This window comes from Haloechinothrix sp. LS1_15, assembly GCF_033042135.1.
Lineage (GTDB): Bacteria > Actinomycetota > Actinomycetes > Mycobacteriales > Pseudonocardiaceae > Haloechinothrix.
Map to the genome: position 1 here is coordinate 432,100 of NZ_WBXM01000003.1, position 20,401 is coordinate 452,500.

19 protein-coding genes (1 of these 19 cut by a window edge) are annotated in these 20,401 nt (G+C 69.4%); 18 read left to right on the top strand and 1 reads right to left on the bottom strand.

What is annotated here, in order from left to right:
* The first annotated feature begins 198 nt into the window (after positions 1-198).
* The 7 genes from infC (at position 199) to F8178_RS07240 (ending at position 7,308) form a co-directional block, all read left to right on the top strand.
* Positions 199-828, top strand: coding sequence for a translation initiation factor IF-3 (gene infC / locus F8178_RS07210; RefSeq protein WP_317493873.1), 630 nt, complete (start codon positions 199-201; stop codon positions 826-828).
* A gap of 182 nt (positions 829-1,010) precedes the next feature.
* A complete protein-coding gene (gene rpmI / locus F8178_RS07215) occupies positions 1,011-1,205 on the top strand; it encodes a 50S ribosomal protein L35 (RefSeq protein WP_317493874.1) in 195 nt (64 codons plus the stop codon).
* Between the two features lie 73 nt (positions 1,206-1,278).
* Positions 1,279-1,659: a 50S ribosomal protein L20 gene (gene rplT, locus F8178_RS07220; protein WP_317493875.1), complete on the top strand. Its 381-nt coding sequence runs from the start codon at positions 1,279-1,281 to the stop codon at positions 1,657-1,659.
* Between the two features lie 8 nt (positions 1,660-1,667).
* A complete protein-coding gene (locus F8178_RS07225; RefSeq protein WP_317493876.1) occupies positions 1,668-2,495 on the top strand; it encodes an RNA methyltransferase in 828 nt (275 codons plus the stop codon).
* Between the two features lie 101 nt (positions 2,496-2,596).
* The gene (gene pheS, locus F8178_RS07230; RefSeq protein ID WP_317493877.1) at positions 2,597-3,664 is read left to right on the top strand and encodes a phenylalanine--tRNA ligase subunit alpha; all 1,068 of its coding nucleotides are present in this window, start codon (positions 2,597-2,599) and stop codon (positions 3,662-3,664) included.
* Positions 3,665-6,205, top strand: coding sequence for a phenylalanine--tRNA ligase subunit beta (pheT, locus tag F8178_RS07235; protein ID WP_317493878.1), 2,541 nt, complete (start codon positions 3,665-3,667; stop codon positions 6,203-6,205).
* A 239-nt stretch (positions 6,206-6,444) separates the two neighbouring features.
* Complete coding sequence (locus tag F8178_RS07240; RefSeq protein WP_317493879.1) at positions 6,445-7,308, top strand: type IV toxin-antitoxin system AbiEi family antitoxin; 864 nt, start codon at positions 6,445-6,447, stop codon at positions 7,306-7,308.
* Positions 7,309-7,404: 96 nt separating this feature from the next.
* Here F8178_RS07240 and F8178_RS07245 read toward each other — a convergent pair whose 3' ends face one another.
* On the bottom strand, positions 7,405-7,899 hold the full coding sequence (locus tag F8178_RS07245; protein ID WP_317493880.1) for a GNAT family N-acetyltransferase: 495 nt from the start codon (positions 7,897-7,899) through the stop codon (positions 7,405-7,407).
* 139 nt (positions 7,900-8,038) lie between these two features.
* Here F8178_RS07245 and argC point away from each other — a divergent pair, with 139 nt between their 5' ends.
* The 11 genes from argC to F8178_RS07300 form a co-directional block, all read left to right on the top strand.
* Complete coding sequence (argC, locus tag F8178_RS07250) at positions 8,039-9,082, top strand: N-acetyl-gamma-glutamyl-phosphate reductase (protein WP_317493881.1); 1,044 nt, start codon at positions 8,039-8,041, stop codon at positions 9,080-9,082.
* Complete coding sequence (gene argJ, locus F8178_RS07255) at positions 9,079-10,302, top strand: bifunctional glutamate N-acetyltransferase/amino-acid acetyltransferase ArgJ (protein WP_317493882.1); 1,224 nt, start codon at positions 9,079-9,081, stop codon at positions 10,300-10,302. Before argC ends, argJ begins: the two co-directional genes overlap by 4 nt.
* Positions 10,299-11,246 carry an acetylglutamate kinase gene (gene argB / locus F8178_RS07260; RefSeq protein WP_317493883.1) on the top strand — a complete coding sequence of 316 codons (948 nt, stop codon included), beginning with the start codon at positions 10,299-10,301 and terminating at the stop codon, positions 11,244-11,246. Before argJ ends, argB begins: the two co-directional genes overlap by 4 nt.
* The gene (locus tag F8178_RS07265) at positions 11,243-12,442 is read left to right on the top strand and encodes an acetylornithine transaminase (protein WP_317493884.1); all 1,200 of its coding nucleotides are present in this window, start codon (positions 11,243-11,245) and stop codon (positions 12,440-12,442) included. Before argB ends, F8178_RS07265 begins: the two co-directional genes overlap by 4 nt.
* Positions 12,442-13,374, top strand: coding sequence for an ornithine carbamoyltransferase (gene argF, locus F8178_RS07270; protein ID WP_317493885.1), 933 nt, complete (start codon positions 12,442-12,444; stop codon positions 13,372-13,374). The genes F8178_RS07265 and argF overlap by 1 nt, the downstream gene beginning before the upstream one ends.
* Position 13,375: 1 nt before the next feature.
* Positions 13,376-13,969, top strand: coding sequence for an arginine repressor (locus F8178_RS07275; RefSeq protein WP_317493886.1), 594 nt, complete (start codon positions 13,376-13,378; stop codon positions 13,967-13,969).
* On the top strand, positions 13,966-15,168 hold the full coding sequence (locus F8178_RS07280; protein ID WP_317493887.1) for an argininosuccinate synthase: 1,203 nt from the start codon (positions 13,966-13,968) through the stop codon (positions 15,166-15,168). Before F8178_RS07275 ends, F8178_RS07280 begins: the two co-directional genes overlap by 4 nt.
* Positions 15,165-16,577: an argininosuccinate lyase gene (gene argH / locus F8178_RS07285; protein ID WP_317493888.1), complete on the top strand. Its 1,413-nt coding sequence runs from the start codon at positions 15,165-15,167 to the stop codon at positions 16,575-16,577. Before F8178_RS07280 ends, argH begins: the two co-directional genes overlap by 4 nt.
* A 60-nt stretch (positions 16,578-16,637) precedes the next feature.
* The gene (locus F8178_RS07290; RefSeq protein ID WP_317493889.1) at positions 16,638-17,285 is read left to right on the top strand and encodes a DNA-3-methyladenine glycosylase; all 648 of its coding nucleotides are present in this window, start codon (positions 16,638-16,640) and stop codon (positions 17,283-17,285) included.
* 73 nt (positions 17,286-17,358) lie between these two features.
* Positions 17,359-18,630, top strand: coding sequence for a tyrosine--tRNA ligase (gene tyrS, locus F8178_RS07295; RefSeq protein ID WP_317493890.1), 1,272 nt, complete (start codon positions 17,359-17,361; stop codon positions 18,628-18,630).
* 243 nt (positions 18,631-18,873) lie between these two features.
* A protein-coding gene (locus F8178_RS07300; RefSeq protein WP_317493891.1) for an acyl-CoA dehydrogenase family protein crosses the window boundary here: on the top strand, positions 18,874-20,401 show its 5' portion. Its footprint extends 407 nt past the window's final position; the window shows 1,528 of its 1,935 coding nt (coding positions 1-1,528); its start codon is at positions 18,874-18,876; the stop codon falls past the right edge of the window.

The window sequence follows — 20,401 nt, forward strand, 5'->3', positions numbered from 1 at the left end:
CCTTCCATGCGCGACCAACTCCCGAAGCATCGGGGGTGAGCAAGTGGAGCCCCGCTCCCACCCGAGTCGCCGATCGCGGCGGCCGGGTCCGGTCACACGAGTTCCTCGGGAACTCGTGAAGCCATCCGGGCGTTGGCCTGGATGGTGATCGGTTCATGGGCCCCACCTGCCGCCGGGCGGTAGTGGGGCCTTTAGTAGTTGGGGCCCTGGGAGAAGCATAGGCAGGCACACCCGTGCTGGCACAGCAGAGAATATTCGGACCAAGGAGGCCTCATCAGCTCTGACGCGCGTATCAACGAGCGCATTCGCGTTCCCGAAGTCCGCCTTGTCGGACCCAACGGCGAGCAGGTCGGCATCGTCCGTATCGAGGACGCGCTTCGGCTCGCCGAGGAGGCGGACCTCGACCTCGTCGAGGTCGCTCCCCAGGCGCGGCCACCGGTGGCCAAGCTCATGGACTACGGCAAGTACAAGTACGAGAGTGCGCAGAAGGCCCGTGAGTCGCGCCGCAACCAGCAGATGACCGTGATCAAGGAGCAGAAGCTCCGGCCCAAGATCGACCCGCACGATTACGAGACGAAGAAGGGACATGTGTCCCGCTTCCTCAATCAGGGCAACAAGGTCAAGGTCACGATCATGTTCCGTGGTCGGGAGCAGTCACGGCCGGAGCTCGGCTTCCGGCTCCTGGAGCGGCTTGCCGACGACGTGGCCGACATCGGGTTCGTGGAATCACAGCCGAAGCAGGACGGTCGCAACATGATCATGGTGCTTGCGCCGCACAAGAATGCCAAGGCCAAGAGCAAGGCCAACAAGAACGACGCCAAGTCGTAGGCCGAGAGGCAGCTGACGAGCGGTCAGCGGGCGGTGGGCACATGCTGCCGCCGGTACGGGTGCGAGCATGGCATGCTCGCGACAACCACAGCTGGCACCGCCTGGTGCGCGTGCTGGACCCGCGCGTGTTCGTAGCGGCTAGCCGCGCGCGAGCGGTGCCGGATGAGGGAAATGAGGAAGAGATGCCGAAGCAGAAGACCCACAGTGGCACCAAGAAGCGGATCAAGGTCACCGGCAGCGGGAGGCTTCGCCGTCAGATGGCGGGGCGCCGCCACCTGATGGAGAAGAAGTCGAGCAAGCTGTCGCGGCGCCTGGAGGGCACCACCGACGTCTCCCGCAGGGACACCCGGGCCATCCGGCGGCTGCTGCGCCGCTGAAGCCGCATCGACAGCAACGACCGGAACCGAACCGCCGGGGCGGAAACCGCCCCCCGACCGACAGGATGGATTCGTGGCACGCGTCAAGCGGGCAGTGAACGCCCAGAAGAAGCGTCGCGCAACACTCGAGCGGGCCAAGGGTTACCGCGGTCAGCGTTCGCGACTGTATCGCAAGGCGAAGGAGCAGACGCTCCACTCGTTCAACTACGCCTACCGTGACCGCAGGGCGCGTAAGGGTGACTTCCGGAAGTTGTGGATCACCCGGATCAACGCCGCGGCCAGGCAGCACGGCATCACCTACAACCGGCTGATCCAGGGGCTGAAGGCCGCGGACGTCGAGGTGGACCGGAAGAACCTCGCCGACCTCGCGGTCCGGGACGACGCGGCGTTCGGCGCGCTGGTCGAGGTCGCCAAGCAGCACTCGGGCGCGCAGGACGCCAAGAAACCCGCCTGAGCCCGCCGGTGTCCACCGATCGGCGACCCGAGGTGCTGACGCACAAGACACCTCGGGTCGCTGCGGCCCGGCGGCTGATGACCAGGGCAGGCAGGCGGGAGGTAGGCGCCTTTCTCGCCGAAGGAGTCCAGCCGGTGCGGGAGGCTTTGCGGGCAGCGGAACGAGTACGCGAGATTTTCGCCACCGCCACGGCCGCCGAACGTCACCCGGAGCTGCTCCGCAGCGCGGCCGAGCAGGGGGTCACCGTCTCCCGGATCACCGACCGTGCCGGTGAGCTGCTCTCGGAGACCGTCACCCCGCAGGGCGTGGTGGCGGTGTGCGACACCGTCGAGGTCCCGCTGTACCGGGCATTGCCCGGCTCGGCCCGGCTGGTCGCGGTGCTGGCGGGTACGTCCGATCCCGGTAACGCCGGTACGGTGATCCGCACTGCCGACGCGGCCGGTGCCGATGCCGTGGTGCTGACGGGGGATACAGTGGACGTGCACAACGGCAAGTGTGTCCGGGCTTCGACGGGTAGCGTGTTCCACATCACCGTCGCGCGCGCCGCCGGGGTGAGCGAGGCCGCTGAGGCGTGTCGCCGCGTCGGGCTGCGGGTCATCGCCGCCGACGGTGCCGCTTCGACCGACCTGCGTACGTTGCAGCGTGACGGCACGCTCGCCGAGCCGGTGGCGTGGGTGTTCGGCAACGAAGCACACGGCCTCGACAGCGCGGCCCTTGCCGCCGCCGACACCGCCGCACGCGTCCCGATCTACGGCGGGGCGGAAAGCCTGAACCTCGCGAGTGCCGCCGCGGTCTGCCTGTACGCGAGCGCGATGGCCGCGCCGCCGTCTCGGTAAGGCACGGCCGGACGGGGAGGGCCGGTCGGTCAGACCCACGGACGATGCGGCACTATCTGGGGTAGTTGCGCAGCAGTGTCAAGGAGTGGTGAGCCAGGGCGATGCCAGGATCAGACGAGACACAGGGCGGCGAGCCGGGGTCGGTACTCGCCGAGGAGACCCTCACCGCCGCCGTGGACAGCGCCGCCGCGGATTTCGCCGGAGCGTCGGACCTGGACGAGCTGGCGGCGGTCAAGCCTGACCACTTGGGGGAGCAGTCTCCGGTGCTGCAGGCAAGGAGGCGGATCGGCGCGCTTCCCAAGGAGGAGCGGGCCGAGGCGGGTCAGCGGGTGAACGCGGCTCGGGAAGCGATCCAGGCCGCTTTCGACACGCGGCACGCGGAGTTGACCGCTGAGCGGGAGCAGCGGGTGCTGCGCGAGGAAGCGGTGGACGTCACGCTGCCATGGGACCGGGTGCCGCGCGGCGCGCGGCACCCGGTGATCACCCTCGCCGAGCGCATCAGCGACGTGTTCGTCGGCATGGGCTACGAGGTCGCCGAAGGTCCCGAGTTGGAGGCGGAGTGGTTCAACTTCGACGCGCTCAACTTCGGTAAGGACCACCCGGCCCGCCTGATGCAGGACACGTTCTACGTGGCACCCGAAGGCTCCCGGCTGGTGATGCGGACCCACACCTCGCCGGTGCAGGTGCGGACCATGCTGCACCGCGCACCGCCGGTGTATGTGGTGTGCCCCGGCAGGACCTACCGCACCGACGAGCTGGACGCCACCCACACCCCGGTGTTCCACCAGATCGAAGGTCTCGCGGTGGACGAGGGCATCACTATGGCGCACCTGAAGGGGACGTTGGACGCATTCGCGCGGGCGATGTTCGGCGAGAACGCGGTCACCCGGCTGCGCCCCGACTTCTTCCCGTTCACCGAACCGTCGGCCGAGGTCGACGTGTGGTTCGCCGAGCGCAAGGGCGGCGCGGGTTGGGTCGAGTGGGGTGGCTGCGGCATGGTCGATCCCAACGTGCTGCGCGCGTGCGGGATCGATCCCGAGGTGTACTCCGGGTTCGCGTTCGGGATGGGGCTGGAACGGACGCTGCAGTTCCGCAACGGCCTCCCGGATATGCGTGACATGGTCGAGGGTGACGTGCGGTTCACCCTCCCCTTCGGAACGGAGGCGTGAGTGCGACTTCCTGCGAGCTGGCTGACCGAGCATCTCGCGCTGGGCGAGGGTGTGACCCAGCAGCAGCTGGCCGACGCGTTGATCGGGGTCGGGATCGAGGTCGAGGAGGTGCACTCCCTCGACGCAGTGACCGGCCCGCTCGTGGTCGGCATGGTGATCGAAGTCACCGAGTTGACCGGTTTCAACAAGCCGATCCGGTACTGCCGCGTCGACGTGGGGGAAACCGCTGCGGAGACCACCACCGGGCTGGGTTTCGAGGTCACCGAGCGCAACTTCGCCGACCAGCAGTACACCCGCGGTATCGTGGCGGGGGCCACTAACTTCGCCGAGGGTGATCTCGTGGTGGTCGCGTTGCCTGGGGCGGTATTGCCGGGTGGCTTCGCCATCTCGGAACGCGAGACCTACGGACACCGCAGCGAGGGCATGATGTGCTCGGTGCGTGAGCTCGGGCTCGGCGAGGACCACAGCGGTATCCTCGTGCTCGATCCGGGAAGCGCGCTCCCCGGCGACGACGCCCGCTCCGTGCTTGGGCTCGAGGATGCGGTGTTCGAGGTCGAGCCCACGCCCGACAAGGGGCACGCGATGTCGGTTCGCGGGTTGGCGCGGGAGCTGTCCTGCGCGTTCGACGCGCCGTTCGGTGACCCTGCGCAGCGCGAGCTGGAACCCGCCGACGGCCACGCCTGGCCGGTGCGGATCGAGGATCCCAACGGATGTAGCCGCTTCACGATTCGTCGTGTGTCCGGTCTGGACCCGAACGCGCCGTCGCCGTGGTGGTTGCGTCGCAGGCTGCTGCTTGCGGGCATCCGGTCGATCTCGCTGGCGGTGGATGTCACCAACTACGTGATGCTCGAGCTCGGTCAGCCGCTGCACGCCTTCGACACGGAGCAGGTGAGCGGTGGTCTTGTGGTGCGCCGCGCCAAGGATGGGGAGTCGCTGGTCACCCTGGACGGGGAGAACCGCGAGCTGGACCCGGACGACGTCGTGATCGCAGACGACAGCGGGGTGATCTCGCTGGCGGGCACTATGGGTGGTGCGAGCACCGAGATCGGTGCCGGTAGCACGGATGTGCTGCTGGAGGCGGCCCACTGGGATCCGGCGTCGATCAGCCGGACAGCCCGCAGGCACAAGCTGTACTCGGAAGCGGCGAAGCGGTTCGAGCGGTTCACCGATCCCGCGGTCCCGCCTGTCGCCGTGGAGCTCGCGGCCGAGCTGTTAAGACGATACGGCGGCGGCACCGTCGAGGCTGGACGGACCGACGAAGGTGATGTACCCGCCATGCCGCCGGTGTCGATGCCGATTGACCTGCCGGATCGCACCGCGGGGGTACGCTACGCGCGCGGGGTGACGGCGCGCAGACTGACGCAGATCGGGTGCAAGGTCAGTATCAGTACCGGGGACGACGGTACGGCCATGGTGACCGCTGAGCCGCCGTCGTGGCGCGGGGACCTCACCCGGCCCGCGGACTTGGTCGAGGAGGTGCTGCGGCTGGAAGGCTACGACAGCATCCCTTCCACGTTGCCGCCTGCCCCGGCGGGAAGCGGGTTGAGCGAAGCGCAGCGGCGGCGTCGGAGTGTCGCGCGGGCGCTCGCCGAGGCGGGGTACGTCGAGGTGGTGCCGTTCCCGTTCGTCGCGCGTACCGTCTGGGACGACTTCGGGCTCGCCGAGGACGACCCGCGCAGGAACACCGTGTCGGTGCTGAATCCTCTGGAGTCCGATAAGGACCAGTTGGCGACCACGCTGCTGCCCGGGCTGCTGGATGCGGCGAAACGGAACGTCTCACGTGGCTTCCGCGACCTGTCACTGTTCCACCTCGGACGCGTCGTGGCACCGACGAAGCGGGTCGACGCCGCCCCGGATCCGGCCGTGGACCGGCGGCCGAGCGACGAGGAGGTGGCCGAGCTGGAGGCCGCGGTGCCGGACCAGCCGGTCCACATCGCCGCCGTGCTCACCGGTCAGCGTCGTCGTGCCGGGTGGTGGGGCGCAGGCGAGGCCGCAGGCTGGAGTGACGCGGTTGAGGCGGCGCGTACTGTCGCGGCGGCGGCCGGGGCTGAGCTCGACGTGCGTGCCGCGGCGACGATGCCTTGGCATCCGGGGCGGTGCGCGGCGCTGCTGGTCGAGGGCATCACCGTCGGCCACGCGGGCGAGCTGCACCCCACCGTGGTCGAGAGGCTGGGACTGCCGAAGCGCGCCGTGGCGATGGAGCTGGACCTGGACGCGATCCCGATCCGCCACCGTAGGCCCGCCCCGGTGATCTCGCCGTACCCGCCGGTGCTGCTGGACGTGGCGCTGGTTGTCGACGCCGCAGTGCCCGCCGCCGACCTGGCGGAGTCGCTGCGCGCCGGTGGCGGCGAGCTGCTAGAGGACATACGCCTGTTCGATGTCTACACCGGACAGCAGGTCGGCGAGGGCAACCGCTCGCTCGCGTACAAGCTCCGGTTCCGCGCCCCGGACCGCACATTGACGGTGGAGGAAGCCACTTCCGCCCGCGACGCAGCCGTCGCCGAAGCAGCCACTCGGCTCGGTGCCACGCTGCGCGGGTGAGCAGTGGGGCTGAACGTGACGTTCTGTGCCCTAGAAGGAACGAATGCCACGTTCGGCTCCGGCCGGGGTCGTCCACAAGGGCGCTAGGTGTCCACACCGGCGGAGTACCGGGCTAGCCGCCCAGGGGTGGTCGGCGCGATGCTGCGGGTGTGCCTCGACGAAAGCCAGTCGATTGGGATGCAGTCTCGGTCGCCGCGCAGCACCGGATTCTCACGCGGCGGGAGTTACACGCCCTCGGCGTGACCCAGAAGATGATCTGGCGGCGCACCTGTACGGGAGGGCCGTGGCGCCTGTTGCTTCCCGGTGTGGTGATGTTGTGCAACGGCACACCGACGTGGATGCAGCGTATCCACGGCGCGTTGCGCTACGCCGGGGCGGGAGCTGTGGTCAGCGGCGCGACGGCGTCGTACCTGCACGGCTTGCGGCAGGTTGATGCCGAGCAGCAGGTGCACCTGCTGGTTCCGGAGCGCAGCCAGCCGAACTCCTGCGGGTTCGTACTGGTCGAGCGGACCACGAGGATGCCGCGCAGTCTCGATCGTCAGGGGTTTCCTACGGCCGAGGTCACCAGGGCGGTGCTGGATGCCGCGCGGCGGCTGCGCGATACCTCCGCGGTGACGGCGCTGCTGGCCGAGGCGGTACAGGTCGGGCTGACCACACCGGAACGTCTGTCTGTCGAGCTGGAGGCAGGCTCCATTCGTGGCTCGGCACGACCACGGTCGGCGCTGCGGAGCATCAGCCGTGGTGCCCGGTCGGTTCCGGAGGCCGACGCCATGCGGCTGGCGGTACGGGCGCAGCTGCCCCCACCGCGATGGAACGTCCGGCTCCGGCTCACTACCTGCGGCCGCATCGTCGTGCCGGACGCATGGTTCGACGACGTCGGGTTGGCGTGGGAGATCGATTCGTACCAATGGCACCTGAGCCCGGCCGGGTACGCGCGCACGGTGGAGCGACACTCCTCGATGACTGCCGCAGGCATCGTCGTGCTGCACACGTTGCCCGCGCGCCTGCGCAGCCACCCCGCCGCCGTCGTCGCCGAACTGCGCGCGGCGTACGAGCAGACCGCCCAGCGTCCTCGCCCGGACGTGATCGTCGACCCGGCCTGAGTGCGCCGGTCCCGTCGAGGGGGAGGGAGAGCTGAACGTGGCTTTCGTGCCGTCTACGGCGCTGAACGTCACGTTCAGCCCCACACCGCCCGGGGATCAGCGCAGCGGCTTGCCGTACCAGCGGTCGGCTTGGGTCGAGCCGTTGTAGTCGGCGATCTCGGTGTAACCGTGTGCGGTGTACAGCGTGCGGGCTTCGGTGAGATCGCTGCGGGTATCCAGCACGACGCGCTGGGCGCCGAGCGTGCGCGCGTGCCGCTCGGCGGCATCGAGCAAGGCCTGCCCGAGACCGCGCCGCCGGTGCGATTGGCGCACGAACATGCGCTTGATCTCGCAGGTCTCGGCATCCAGGAGGCGGACGCCGATGCAGCCTGCCGGAGTATCCGAGGCATATGCCACCAGCAACGCGCCACGGGGCGGCGCCAGGTCGCGGCCGGGCTGCTCGGCGACCGATTCGGCGAGTTCCTGCTCGGACGGGACGCGGTGCAGTTCACGAGCCATGATCTCACCGACGTACTCGCGCAGCAGGCCCATCGCCTCGGGACTGCTCGGCTCGACTGGCTGGATGGCATAGGCGGTCTCGTTCCGGCTCACGTAGTGAGCATGACAGGCCTGTCGAGGCGTTTTCGCGCCACCGACGCGCGACGCCCTCGCTCACCGTGGAGCTGAACGTGTGGCGTCCGGCCCCACCCCCAGTTTGAGTGAAGTTGCATGGTGATGCATACTTATTCGTATGACGGTACAGGTGGCTGTGGCCGGTGCGAGCGGGTACGCGGGAGGCGAGCTCCTGCGGCTGCTGCTGGCACACCCTGCGGTGGAGATCGGCGCGCTGACGGCGGGGGGCAACGCGGGCACGTTGCTCGGTGAGCACCACCCGCAGCTGATCCCGCTCGCCGAACGACGCCTCCAGGAGACCGAGTCCGGGGTGCTCGCAGGCCACGACGTGGTGTTCCTGGCGTTGCCGCACGGGCATTCGGCGGAGCTTGCCGCACAGCTCGATGACGGCACCGTCGTCATCGACCTCGGCGCCGACCACCGGCTGACCGACCCCGAGGCCTGGCAGCGGTGGTACGGCGGTGAGCACGGCGGTGCCTGGCCGTACGGCCTTCCCGAGCTGCCGCTGGCTGGCGGCTCACGGCAGCGCGAGCAGCTCCGCGGCGCGGGACGCATCGCCGTTCCCGGCTGTTACCCCACGGGCGGCTCGCTGGCGCTGGCTCCCGCACTCGGTGCGGGTCTGGTCGAACCCGAGGCCACACTGGTGTCGGTCACCGGCACTTCGGGCGCGGGCAAGAGCCTCAAGCCTCACCTGCTGGCAGCGGAGGTGATGGGCTCGGTGAGCGCCTACGGTGTCGGCGGCGCCCACCGGCATACCCCGGAGCTGATCCAGAACTTCGGCGCCGCGGCGGGCACGAGCGTGCGCGTGTCGTTCACCCCCGTGCTCGCGCCGATGCCGCGCGGCATCCTGACCACCGCCACAGCTGCGGTGCGGGAGGGCGTCGACGCCGTGAGCGCGCGAGCGGTGTTCGAGAAGGCCTACCGCGACGAGCCCTACGTGCACCTGCTCCCGGAGGGAACGTGGCCGGCCACGGCATCGACGCTGGGCTCGAACCATGTGCTGCTCCAGGTCACAGTGGATCTCGACGCCGGGACGCTCGTGGCGGTTTCCGCGATCGACAACCTGACCAAGGGCACAGCGGGTGGTGCGGTGCAATCCATGAACCTCGCGCTCGGGCTCGACGAGACGTCCGGGCTACCAGTGACGGGAGTGGCCCCATGAGCTCAGTGGACGCACCCGGTACCGGGCTGACCCCGGTTCCTGTCGACGGGGTCGATGTCACCGCTGGCGTGACCGCCCCGGCAGGGTTTCGGGCCGCCGGCATCGCGGCCGGGATCAAGGAGGACGGGCGGGATCTCGCGCTCGTCGTCAACGACGGGCCGAGCCTGGCCGCCGCTGGGGTGTTCACCCGCAACGCCGTCAAAGCGGCGCCCGTGTTGTGGTCCCGGCAGGTGTTGCGGGAACGGAGGCTCCGCGCGGTGGTGCTCAACTCGGGGTGCGCCAACGCCGCCACCGGCCCACTCGGTTTCCAGGACACCCACGCAACCGCCGAGAAGGTGGCCGAGGTACTGGATACCGGTGCGATCGAGGTGGCGGTGTGCTCCACCGGACTGATCGGCGAGCGGCTGCCGATGGACGCCGTGCTCGGCGGTATCGTCCGCTGTGCCGGGGAACTCTCGGCCGGGCAGCACGCAGCCTACGAGGCCGCCGACGCGGTACGGACCACCGACGGCAAGCCCAAGCAGGCCGCGTTGCGGCACTCGGCAGGCTGGACGATCGGGGGGTTCGCCAAGGGAGCGGGCATGCTCGCCCCCAACATGGCGACGATGCTGTCGGTGATCACCACCGACGCCAAACTGGACGGTGACGTGCTGGACAGCGCGCTGCGCACGGCGAGCGGTGCCACCTTCGAGCGGCTCGACGTCGACGGCGGCACCTCGACCAACGACACCGTGTTGCTGCTGTCCTCCGGCGCCAGCGACGTGGTGCCGGAGGCCGGGGAGTTCACCGCCGCGCTGTCCGAGGTGTCGCTGAGCCTGGTGCGGCAGTTGCAGGCCGACGCGGAAGGTGCCACCAAGCTGGTGGACATCGTGGTGCGCGGCGCACGCAGCGAGGCCGACGCGGTCCAGGTCGGTCGTACGGTCGCGGAGGACAACCTGGTCAAGACAGCGCTGTTCGGCTCGGACCCGAACTGGGGCAGGGTCGCGATGGCGGTCGGGCGCAGCCAGGCCGAGGTCGACCCCGACCGGCTGGCGGTGACGCTGAACGGCGTGTCGCTGCTCGCCGGGGGCGAGCCGGTCGGCGACCGCGCCGCCGCCGACCTCACCGGTACCCGCGTGGAGATCGTCATTGATCTCGGTATCGGTTCAGGAACGACTCGGATCTACACCACTGACCTGTCGCACGACTACGTCGAAGAGAACAGCGCTTACTCGTCATGAGCACGTCGGAGCAGCAGGTAGCAGCGGACGAACGGTTGGCGACCGCTGCCGAGAAGGCAGAGGTGCTGATCGAGGCACTGCCCTGGTTGCAGCGCTTCCACGGGTCCTGCGTGGTGTTGAAGTATGGCGGTAACGCCATGGTGGACGACACGCTGAAGGCGGCATTCGCTCAGGACATGGTGTTCCTGCGGCTGGCTGGCCTGCGCCCTGTCGTGGTGCACGGTGGTGGGCCGCAGATCAGCGCCATGCTCTCTCGGCTGGGTATCGAAGGCGAGTTCCGCGGCGGGTTGCGCGTGACCACGCCGGAAACCATGGATGTGGTGCGCATGGTGCTCACCGGTCAGGTCAGCAGGGAGCTGGTCGGCCTGATCAACGCTTTCGGTCCCTACGCCGTTGGCATGTCCGGTGAGGATGCCAAGCTTTTCACCGCCTCTCGTAAGGAAGCCACCGTGGATGGTGAGACCGTCGATATCGGACTAGTCGGAGAAGTGTCGAGTGTGAACCCGGAAGCGGTACTCGACATCGTCAACGCTGGTCGGATACCGGTGGTTTCCACGGTCGCACCCGACGCGGATGGCGTGGTGCACAACGTCAACGCCGACACCGCGGCGGGTGCACTGGCGGCCGCGCTCGGTGCTGAGAAGCTGGTCGTGTTGACCGATGTGGAAGGACTATACGCGGACTGGCCGGACCGCTCGTCGCTGGTCGATCAGGTCACGGTGGACCGGCTTGAAGAGATGCTGCCCGATCTGGACAGCGGAATGATCCCGAAAATGGAGGCATGCGCACGTGCGATCCGTGGCGGAGTGCCACGTGCGCACGTGATCGACGGCAGGTTGGCGCATTCCGTACTGCTCGAGGTGTTCACCACCAGCGGGGTCGGCACGATGGTGCTGCCAGCGCCGCAGGAGGCCGAGCGGGACGGAACGGAAGGGGAGCGGTGAACTCGAACGAGCAGGCCCGGCTCCGGTGGGAGTCGGTGCTGATGAACAACTACGGCACGCCGCCCGTGGAGCTGGTGCGCGGCGACGGGGCGCGGGTGGTCGACGCCGACGGCAACAGTTACCTGGACCTGCTGGCCGGTATCGCCGTCAACGCCCTCGGCCATGCCCACCCTGCCGTGGTGGACGCGGTGACACGCCAGATCGCCACGCTCGGCCACAGCTCCAACCTCTACGCCAACCCGGTGGCGCTCGAGCTGGCCGAGATGCTGCTCGACATCGCGGGCGTGACAGGCAACGGCAAGGTGCTGTTCACCAACTCCGGTTCCGAGGCCAACGAGGCGGCCCTGAAGATCAGCAGGCTGACCGGCCGCCGGAAGGTCGTGGCCTGCGAGGGTGGCTTCCACGGCAGGACCATGGGGGCGCTGACGCTGACCGGCCAGCCTGCCAAGAAGGAGCCGTTCGAGCCGCTGCTCCCGGAGGTGAGTCACGTACCGTTCGGGGACACCGCGGCGCTGCGGGACGCGGTCGACGGCGAGACCGCGGCGGTGTTCGTCGAGCCCGTGCTCGGGGAGGCCGGGATCGTCCCGGCTCCCGAGGGGTACCTGCGTGCCGCGCGGGAGATCACCACCGAGCGGGGCGCGCTGCTTGTGCTCGACGAGGTGCAGACAGGCATCGGCCGGACCGGGAAGTGGTTCGCGTTCCAACGGGACGGGATCGTCCCGGACATCGTGACCGTGGCCAAAGGGCTCGGTGGCGGGTTGCCGCTCGGCGCGGTCATCGGCGTCGGCGGAGCAGGCGACCTGCTGCGCCCAGGGCAGCACGGGGTCACCTTCGGCGGCAACCCGGTCAGCTGCGCGGCAGGCCTCGCGGTGCTGCGCACCATCGCAGCGGAGAACCTGGCAGGCCACGCCGTCGCGGTGGGTAAGGAGATCGTTTCCGGGGTGGAGGCGCTGGCTCACCCGCAGCTGGCCGGCGTGCGGGGTGTGGGCCTGCTGTTGGCGCTGCTGGTGCGCGACGTGGCGCCGTCGGCGGTGACCGACGCCGCGCGACGGGCGGGATACCTCGCCAACGCGGTCAGCTCCGATGCCGTCCGGCTGGCGCCGCCGCTGGTGCTGGAGGCCGCCGACGCCCGTCGTTTCGTCGCCGACCTACCTCCGATCCTGTCCGATGCCGCTGCGACCTCCAAGGAAACGTGATGGTCAGACACTTCCTTCGTGACGACGACCTGCTGCCCGACGAGCAGGAGGCGATCCTCGACCTCGCGGACCGGTTCAAGGCCGATCCGCTCGGCAGCGACGCGTTGGCCGGTCCCCGCACCGTGGCGGTGATCTTCGAGAAGAACTCGACCAGGACCCGATTCTCCTTCGAGACCGGCATCGTGCAGCTCGGTGGCCATCCGATCGTGGTTGACGGCCGGTCGATGCAGCTCGGCAGGGAGGAAACGCTCGAGGACACCGCTCGAGTGCTTGGACGGTACACCGACGCGGTAGTGTGGCGTACCTTCGCGCAGGCGCGGATGGACGCGTTCGCGAGGGCCTCGCGCGTGCCGGTGGTCAACGCGCTCACCGACGAGTTCCATCCCTGCCAGGTGCTGGCGGACCTGCAGACGGTCAGGGAACGGAAGGGGAAGCTGGCCGGGCTGACCCTGACATACCTGGGTGACGGGGCCAACAATATGGCGCACTCGCTGCTGCTGGGTGGCGTCACGGCGGGTATGCACGTGCGGATCGCAGCACCTGAGGGGTTCCACCCCGTCGACTGGGTGCTCGACCTGGTCCGTGCCCGCGCCGCGGAGACCGGCGGCTCGATCGGGGTGTTCACCGACCCCGTCGCCGCGGTGGACGGCGCGGACGTCGTGACCACCGACTCGTGGACGTCGATGGGACAGGAGACCGACGGGAAGGATCGCGTCAGCCCGTTCCGCCCGTTCCAGGTGAACACCGAGCTGCTGGAACGGACAGGGACGGACACCGTCGTGCTGCACGACCTGCCAGCGCACCGCGGCTGGGAGATCACCGATGAGGTGATCGACGGGCCTGCCAGCGCCGTCTGGGACGAGGCCGAGAACCGTCTGCACGCGCAGAAGGCGCTGCTGGCCTGGCTGATGGAGGTGCGAGGGGCGGCGTGAGATGAGCCGTGAATCCAGCGACACCGAGCAGCGCCGCAACGCGGTAGGCGGTCACGCGACGACCCGCGTGGCACGGCAGGCCCGCATCGCGGAGTTGGTGTCCAGCATGGGGATCCGTAGCCAGTCCGAGCTGGCCAGGATCCTCGCCGGGGAGGGCATCGAGGTCACGCAAGCCACGTTGTCGCGAGACCTCGACGAGCTCGGCGCGGTGAAGCTGCGGGCGCCGGACGGCGGCGCCCCGGTGTATGTCATCCCCGAGGACGGCAGCCCGGTCAAGGGCGTGCAGGGTGGTACCGGGCGGCTGTCCCGGCTGCTCAATGAACTGCTGGTCGCCGCGGAAGGTTCGGCGAACCTGGTGGTGCTGCGCACCCCACCCGGGGCGGCCCAGTTCCTGGCCAGCGCGATCGATCGGGCAGCCTTGTACGAGGTCGTCGGCACGATCGCCGGGGACGACACGGTGATGGTGATCGCCCGCGAGCCGCTGCGCGGCGCCGACCTGGCCGAACGGTTCACGGCACTCGCGAGGACGGCGTCGAGCACGGAAGCACACAGCGAATCAGGCAATCGAACGAACTCAGTGGAGGACGACACATGACCAAGCGGGTGGTGCTCGCCTACTCGGGCGGGCTGGACACCTCGGTGGCGATCGGCTGGATCGCCGAGGAGACCGGCGCCGAGGTGATCGCCGTGGCGGCCGACGTCGGTCAGGGTGGCGAGGACCTGGAGACGATCCGCAAGCGCGCGCTCGACTGCGGCGCCGCCGAAGCGGTGGTCGCGGACGTGCGGGACGAGTTCGCCGAGCAGTACTGCCTGCCAGCGGTACAGGCGAACGCGCTCTACATGGACCGGTACCCGCTGGTGTCGGCCCTGTCCCGGCCGCTGATCGCCAAGCACCTGGTCGACGCCGCACGCCAGCACGGTGCCACCACGGTGGCGCACGGCTGCACCGGAAAGGGTAACGACCAGGTGCGCTTCGAGGTCGGTATCGGGGCGCTGGCGCCGGAGCTGGACGTGATCGCGCCGGTGCGCGACTTCGCGTGGACGCGGGAGAAGGCGATCGGCTATGCCGAGCAGCGCGACCTGCCCATCGACGTCACCAAGTCCTCGCCGTTCTCGGTGGATCAGAACGTGTTCGGGCGCGCGGTGGAGACTGGCTTCCTCGAGGACCTGTGGAACGCCCCGACCAAGGACGTGTACTCCTACACTTCCGATCCCGCGCTGAACGCGGGCCAGCCCGATGAGGTCGTGATCACCTTCGACAGGGGCGTGCCGGTGGCGATCGACGGCGTGCGGGTGTCGGTGCTGCAGGCCATCGAGCAGCTCAACGTGCGGGCAGGCGCGCACGGCATCGGCCGGATCGACATGGTGGAGGACCGCCTGGTCGGCATCAAGAGCCGGGAGGTCTACGAGGCGCCGGGCGCGATCGCGCTGATCACCGCCCACCAGGAGCTGGAGGCGGTCACCGTGGAGCGGGACCTGGCCCGTTTCAAGCGCCAGGTGGAGCAGCGGTGGGGCGAGCTGGTCTACGACGGGCTGTGGTTCTCGCCGCTGCGGTCGGCGCTGGACGAATTCGTCGCGAACTCGCAGGAGCACGTCAGCGGCGACATCCGGCTGGTCCTGCACGGCGGCTCCGCGACGGTGAACGGTCGCCGGAGTGCTCGGTCGCTGTACGACTTCAACCTCGCCACCTACGACGAGGGAGACAGCTTCGACCAGTCGCAGGCCAAGGGCTTCGTGCAGCTGTGGGGCCTGCCCAGCAAGATCGCCGCCCGGAGGGACCAGGAGACGACGTGACAGGGGAGCGCACGCAGCTGTGGGGTGGCCGGTTCGCCAGCGGCCCCGCCGAGGCGATGGCGGCACTGAGCGCGTCGACGCATTTCGACTGGCGGCTGGCGCCGTACGACATCGCGGGTTCGCGGGCGCACGCGCGGGTGCTGCGCAAGGCGGGCCTGCTCGACGATGCCGAGTTGACCCAGTTGCTGGCGGCGCTGGACACGCTGGAGGCCGATGTGGCAGCAGCAACGTTCACGCCGACCATGGCCGACGAGGACGTGCACACCGCGCTGGAGCGGGGCCTGCTGGAGCGGGCGGGAACCGAGCTCGGCGGCAAGTTGCGCGCGGGCCGGTCCCGCAACGACCAGGTGGCGACGCAGATGCGGATGTGGCTGCGGGACGCCGCGCGGCGGATCGCGGCAGGCGCGCTCGATGTTGTGGACGCGTTGGCCGGGCAGGCGGATCGATACCCGGACGCGGTGCTTCCCGGCCGTACCCACCTGCAGCACGCGCAGCCGGTGTTGCTTGCCCACCACCTGCTTGCCCACGCGCACGCGCTGCTGCGGGACGTGGACCGGTTGCGCGACTGGGACCGCAGGACCGCCGAGTCGCCGTACGGCTCGGGGGCGTTGGCCGGTTCCTCTCTCGATCTCGACCCGGACGCGGTGGCCGCCGAGCTGGGTTTCGACCGGGCGGTCGACAACTCCATCGACGGGGTCTCCAGCCGTGATTTCGCGGCCGAGTTCGCGTTCGCGGTTGCGATGTTCGGGGTGAACCTCTCGCGGATCGCCGAGGAGATCGTCATCTGGAACACCGCCGAGTTCGGGTACGTCACGCTCGACGACGCGTGGGCGACAGGCAGCTCGATCATGCCGCAGAAGAAGAACCCGGACGTGGCCGAGCTGGCGCGTGGCAAGGCAGGCAGGTTGATCGGAAACCTGACCGGCCTGCTTGCCACGTTGAAGGCGCAGACGCTGGCGTACAACCGGGATCTGCAGGAGGACAAGGAGCCGCTGTTCGACTCGGTGGAGCAGATGGAACTGCTGGTGCCCGCGATGGCCGGGATGATCGACACGGTGACGTTCCACACCGACCGGACGGCCGAACTGGCGCCCGCGGGTTTCACGCTGGCCACCGACATCGCCGAGTGGCTCGTGCGCCAGGGCGTCCCGTTCCGGCGTGCGCACGAGGTCTCGGGTGAGTGCGTACGGGCCGCGGAGGAACGGGGTGTCGGCCTCGAGGCGCTCACCGACGCCGAGCTGGCCGCGATCGACCCGGTGCTCACCCCGGCGGTGCGGGAGGTGCTCACCGTGCCCGGCTCGATCGCCTCGCGGGACGCGCGTGGCGGTACCGCGCCGGAACGGGTCCGCGAGCAGCGCGAGCGGCTGCGGCAGCGGGCGGCCGACGCCCGTACATGGGCGTCCGGCTGAGCTCGCCGGGTTCCGGCCCGCTAGCGTGACCGCGCGTATCCCGCACGAGAGGGTCAAGCCATGCACACCTCGCCCGCGCAGCGTGACTCGCCCCGGCTCGCACGCGACGAGCTGGCCGTCGACCCGGTGGACGCCTGCCCGGTCCTGCTAGGCAGCGTGATCGAGGCGGACACGCCCGGCGGCACGGTGGCCGCCCGTGTCGTCGAGGTCGAGGCCTACCGGGGCGGCGACGATCCCGCCTCGCACGCGTTCCGCGGGCGAACCGCGCGCAACGCCGTGATGTGGGGGCCTGCCGGGTACCTGTACGTGTACCTGATCTACGGCATGCACCATTGCCTGAACGTGGTGTGCCTCGACGACGGCGTGGCCGGGGCGGTGCTGCTGCGTGCGGGCGAGATCGTGGCAGGCGAGCGCCTGGCGCGCAGCCGAAGGCGGGCGGCCCGTAGTGATGACGAGCTCGGCCGCGGCCCCGCGCGGCTGGCCTCGGCACTGGGACTGACTGTCGAGCACAACAACACCGACCTCACCGCGCCGCGCACTGCGGTACGGCTCTACGCAGGCGACACGATCCCCGCCGATCAGGTCCGCAGCGGTGGCCGCGTCGGCGTGAGCGTGGCGGCGGACGTGCCGTGGCGGTTCTGGGTGGATGGCTCGCGCGCGGTGTCGGCTTACCGCCCTGGTGGCGGTCGGTCCCGCGGCGCAGGCTGATCAGGTCAGGCGCCGCCGGTGGGTGGCCAGGCCCGTGCGCGCCGGTGGTGACCAGGTTGGGAAGATGAGTCGCGTGAGTGAGCACATCATTGACGAGCTGTCCTGGCGCGGTCTGATCGCGCAGTCCACCGATCTCGACGCCCTGCGGACCGAGCTGGACGCCGGCCCGGTCACGATGTACTGCGGCTTCGATCCAACCGCGGAGAGCCTGCACGCCGGGCATCTCGTGCAGCTGCTCACGCTGTCGCGGTTGCAGCGGGCAGGGCACCGTCCGGTGGTGCTGGCAGGCGGGGCAACCGGCCAGATCGGCGATCCCCGTGAGGTGGGGGAGCGATCGCTGGTGAGCGCGGATGTGGTCGCCGAGCGGCTGGAGAAGATCGGAGCCCAGCTGGAGCGGTTCGTCACGTTCGACGACTCGCCGACCGGTGCGATCCTGGAGAACAACCTGAACTGGTTCAGCGAGATCAACGCGCTGGACTTCCTGCGCGACGTGGGCAAGCATTTCTCGATGAACGTGCTACTCGCGCGCGACACGGTGCGGCGGAGGCTGAACTCCGACGGGATGTCGTACACCGAGTTCAGCTACATCCTGCTCCAGTCCTACGACTACCTGCAGCTGTACCGGCGCTACGGCACCACGCTCCAGGTCGGGGGCTCGGACCAGTGGGGCAACATCATCGGTGGCGTGGAGTACGTGCGCAAGGTCGAGGGCGCTGGCGTGCACGCGCTGACCACGCCGCTGGTCACCGACGCCGAGGGGCAGAAGTTCGGCAAGTCGACCGGCGGCGGCAACGTATGGCTCGATCCGGAGCTGACCTCGCCGTACGCCTGGTACCAGTACTTCATCAACGTCGCCGACTCGCACGTCATCGACTATCTGAAGCTGTTCACGTCGCTGTCCCGTGACGAGATCGCCTCCTACGAGCAGCTCACCGCGGACAAGCCGCAGCTGCGGTCGGCGCAGCGCAGGCTCGCCGAGGAGCTGACCACGTTGGTCCACGGCCCCGAGCAGACGCGCAAGGTGACCGCAGCCAGCCAGGCGCTGTTCGGCAAGGCGGACTTCACCGACCTCGACGAGGCCACCCTCGAGTCGGTGATGGCAGAGGTGCCGACGGGGGAGGTGACTCTCGACGCGCAGCCGTCGATCGTCGACCTGTTGCTGGTCGCGGGACTGGTGGACAGCAAGGGCGCCGCGCGGCGCACCGTCGCCGAGGGTGGCGCCTACGTGAACAACGTCAAGATCACCGACGAGTCCTGGCAGCCGAGCGCGGCAGACGCGCTCGCTGGGCGGTGGCTGGTGGTGCGCCGCGGCAAGCGCACCCTCGCGGGCGTGCGCCTGAGGTGAGCCGCTGGCAGCCGGCCGCGCCCCCGCCGATGCGGTCTCGGCTGTACCCGGGAGTTCCCCGTACCGGTTTACATCGATTCGGCACATCCTGGCCATGGGCCTTTGCAGGAGCCTTACCGATGGGTAACCTACGTCACAGTTGCGTGTGATCGCACGCGCAGCCGGAGAGCTGTACCCGAGCCGGTCCCACCGGGAAGCGCGGCCCGGCACCGGCCTGATACCGGCATCGACGAGGAGGTTCCCGTGGCCCAGCAGGCAAGCGTTACCGAACGGGAAGCACGTGAGGTCGCCGAGCAAGCACGCGAGGGCGAGTGGACGAAACCGTCGTTCGCCAAGGAGCTCTTTCTCGGGCGGTTCCGCACGGATCTGATCCACCCCTACCCGCAGCCGGAGCAGCAGGCGACCGAGAAGAGCGACCAGTTCCTCCAGCGGCTGCGTGCCTACTGCGAGACACTGGATGGGGCGTTGATCGAGCGCGAGTCACGGATCCCGGACGACTACGTCAAGGGGCTGGCCGAGCTCGGCTGCTTCGGTATCAAGATCCCCGAGGAGTACGGCGGGCTCGGGCTGTCCCAGGTCGCGTACAACAAGGCGCTGATGTTGGTGGGGTCGGTGCACTCCACGTTGGGGGTGCTGCTGTCGGCGCACCAGTCCATCGGTGTTCCGGAACCGCTGAAGTTGGCCGGTACCGAGGAGCAGAAGCAACGCTTCTTACCCCGGTGCGCTAAGGGCGCGGTGTCGGCGTTCCTGCTTACCGAGCCCGACGTGGGGTCCGATCCCGCTCGTCTGGCGGCGACCGCCGAGCCCACCGACGACGGCGAGGCCTACGAGCTCGACGGGGTGAAGCTGTGGACGACCAACGGTGTCGTCGCCGAGTTGCTGGTGGTGATGGCGCGGGTGCCCAAGGGCGAGGGACGGCGTGGCGGTGTCACCGCCTTCGTCGTGGAGGCCGATTCGCCCGGCATCACGGTCGAGAACCGCAACGCCTTCATGGGGTTGCGGGGCATCGAGAACGGGGTGACCCGCTTTCACAAGGTGCGCGTGCCGAAGGAGAACGTCGTGGGTCGCGAGGGTGATGGGCTGAAGATCGCGCTCGGCACGTTGAACACGGGCAGGCTGTCGATACCGGCGATGTGCGCGGGCGCGGCCAAGTGGTCGTTGAAGGTCGCGCGCGAGTGGTCGGCCGAGCGGGTGCAGTGGGGCAAGCCGATCGGTGGGCATGCGGCGGTGTCGAGCAAGTTGTCGTTCATCGCCGCGACGTCCTACGCGCTGGAGAGCGTGCTCGACCTGTCCGGGCAGATGAGTGACGAGAACCGCAACGACATCCGGATCGAGGCCGCGCTCGCCAAGCTCTGGGCCAGCGAGATGGCCTGCCTGATCGCCGACGAGCTCATGCAGATCCGTGGCGGGCGCGGCTACGAGACGGCCGACTCCCTCGCCGCGCGTGGCGAGCGCGCGGTCCCGGTGGAGCAGATGTTCCGTGATCTACGCATCAACCGGATCTTCGAAGGTTCGACCGAGATCATGCACTTGCTCGTCGCGAGGGAAGCCGTCGACGCCCACCTGCGCGCGGCAGGGGATCTCGCCGATCCCGAGTCGGATCTGCAGCGCAAGGCCAAGGCCGCGGCCAAGGCGAGCGGCTTCTACGCGCGGTGGTTGCCACAGCTGGTCGCCGGTAAGGGCCACGTCCCTGCCTCGTACGGCGAGTTCGGCTCGTTGGCCAAGCACATGCGCTACATCGAGCGATCGGCACGCAAGCTTGCACGCAGCA

Bases quoted from the DNA above. Each gene is read 5' to 3' on its own strand.
- F8178_RS07280 (WP_317493887.1), top strand. From the start codon at position 13,966: ATGACCAAGCGGGTGGTGCTCGCCTACTCGGGCGGGCTGGACACCTCG.
- argC (WP_317493881.1), top strand. From the start codon at position 8,039: ATGACGGTACAGGTGGCTGTGGCCGGTGCGAGCGGGTACGCGGGAGGC.
- argF (WP_317493885.1), top strand. From the start codon at position 12,442: ATGGTCAGACACTTCCTTCGTGACGACGACCTGCTGCCCGACGAGCAG.
- argJ (WP_317493882.1), top strand. From the start codon at position 9,079: ATGAGCTCAGTGGACGCACCCGGTACCGGGCTGACCCCGGTTCCTGTC.
- argB (WP_317493883.1), top strand. From the start codon at position 10,299: ATGAGCACGTCGGAGCAGCAGGTAGCAGCGGACGAACGGTTGGCGACC.
- pheS (WP_317493877.1), top strand. From the start codon at position 2,597: ATGCCAGGATCAGACGAGACACAGGGCGGCGAGCCGGGGTCGGTACTC.
- F8178_RS07290 (WP_317493889.1), top strand. From the start codon at position 16,638: ATGCACACCTCGCCCGCGCAGCGTGACTCGCCCCGGCTCGCACGCGAC.
- rpmI (WP_317493874.1), top strand. From the start codon at position 1,011: ATGCCGAAGCAGAAGACCCACAGTGGCACCAAGAAGCGGATCAAGGTC.
- F8178_RS07275 (WP_317493886.1), top strand. From the start codon at position 13,376: ATGAGCCGTGAATCCAGCGACACCGAGCAGCGCCGCAACGCGGTAGGC.